Origin of the sequence: Inquilinus limosus MP06 (genome assembly GCF_000767795.1) — a bacterium.
Classification (GTDB): Bacteria; Pseudomonadota; Alphaproteobacteria; order DSM-16000; family Inquilinaceae; genus Inquilinus; species Inquilinus limosus_E.
This window is the reverse complement of sequence record NZ_JANX01001024.1, coordinates 1-1117: the sequence shown is the minus strand read 5'-3', so window position 1 is coordinate 1117 and position 1117 is coordinate 1. Positions and strand designations below refer to the sequence as shown.

General features: G+C 72.2%; 2 protein-coding genes. Both read right to left on the bottom strand.

Going from position 1 to position 1117, the window contains the following annotated elements; all coding sequences use genetic code 11:
• Positions 1 to 96 precede the first annotated feature (96 nt).
• The gene (locus P409_RS34920; RefSeq protein ID WP_034849581.1) at positions 97 to 759 is read right to left on the bottom strand and encodes a DedA family protein; all 663 of its coding nucleotides are present in this window, start codon (positions 757 to 759) and stop codon (positions 97 to 99) included.
• Positions 760 to 829: 70 nt separating this feature from the next.
• The coding region (locus P409_RS34915; protein WP_034849580.1) for a DUF2076 family protein at positions 830 to 1117 on the bottom strand (288 nt) is incomplete at its 5' end.

Below are 1117 nucleotides of genomic sequence, written 5' to 3'. Positions count from 1 at the left end.
GACCGCGCCTGGCGCAGCAGCATCGGCAGGAACAGGAGCGCGACGACCGCGCCGATGATCAGGAGCTTCGCACCGCTCAGGCCCATGGCGTTCTCCTCAGGCCTGCTCGCCGGCGCGCTGGCGCCGGGCGCGGACCGGGACGGCGCGGCGGGCCGCGAACTTGGCGAAGGCGGCCAGGGTCAAGGCGCCGGCCAGCAGCGGCGCGCCGGTCATCAGGATCCACTGGGTCTCGCCGATGCCCTCCAGCTCGCCGACGCCCTGGGCCACCAGCCAGCCGGGCGCCAGCATGGCGGGCACCCAGACGATGGCGGACAGCACATTGGCGATCTGGAAGCGGGCGGGGCGCATCCGCATGATGCCGGCGATCAGCGGCACCACGGCGCGCAGCGGTCCCAGGAAGCGGCCGAGGAAGATCGAGGCGGTGCCCCAGCGGCGGAAGAACAGCCGGCCCTTGGCGATCATCGCCTTGTCGCGCGAGAACGGCCAGACGTTGCGGGCGTTCGGGCCCAGCTTCTGGCCCAGCCAGTAGGAGACGGCGTCGCCCAGCACGGCGCCGGCGATCGACCACAGGATCACGGGCACGGGGTGCAGCAGGCCGCCGCCGACCAGGGCGCCGGTGGCCAGCATTAGGGCGGTGCAGGGGACGAACAGGCCGACCACGGCCATGGATTCGCCGAAGGCCAGCAGGAACAGGATCGGTCCAGCCCAGGCCTGATTGTCGGCGATGAACTGCGTGACCTGGGCAACGAAGCTTTCCACGATGCGTCCGATCAAATCACGACAAAAAGGGGAGGGCCGGAGGCATGACGCCGCCGGCCCCATACTAACCTCAGAGCTCGTCGCCGCCCATATCGAAGCCGGCATCGGAGGCGAAGTCGCTGGCGGTGTCCTCCGCCGCCTGGCCGAGGCCTTCGGCCGCCTGGGCCACATCGGGCGTGAAGGCGTCCATCAGCAGGTTGCCGAGGACGACGCCGCCGGCCACGCCCATGGCGGTCTGCATCGCGCCGGCCATGAAGCCGCCGCCACCGGACCGGCCGAAGCCGGGCTGGCCGCCGAAGCCGCCGCGGGAGCCGTATCCCGGCTGGCCGCCATAGCCCGGCTGGGCCTGCTGCCGGCC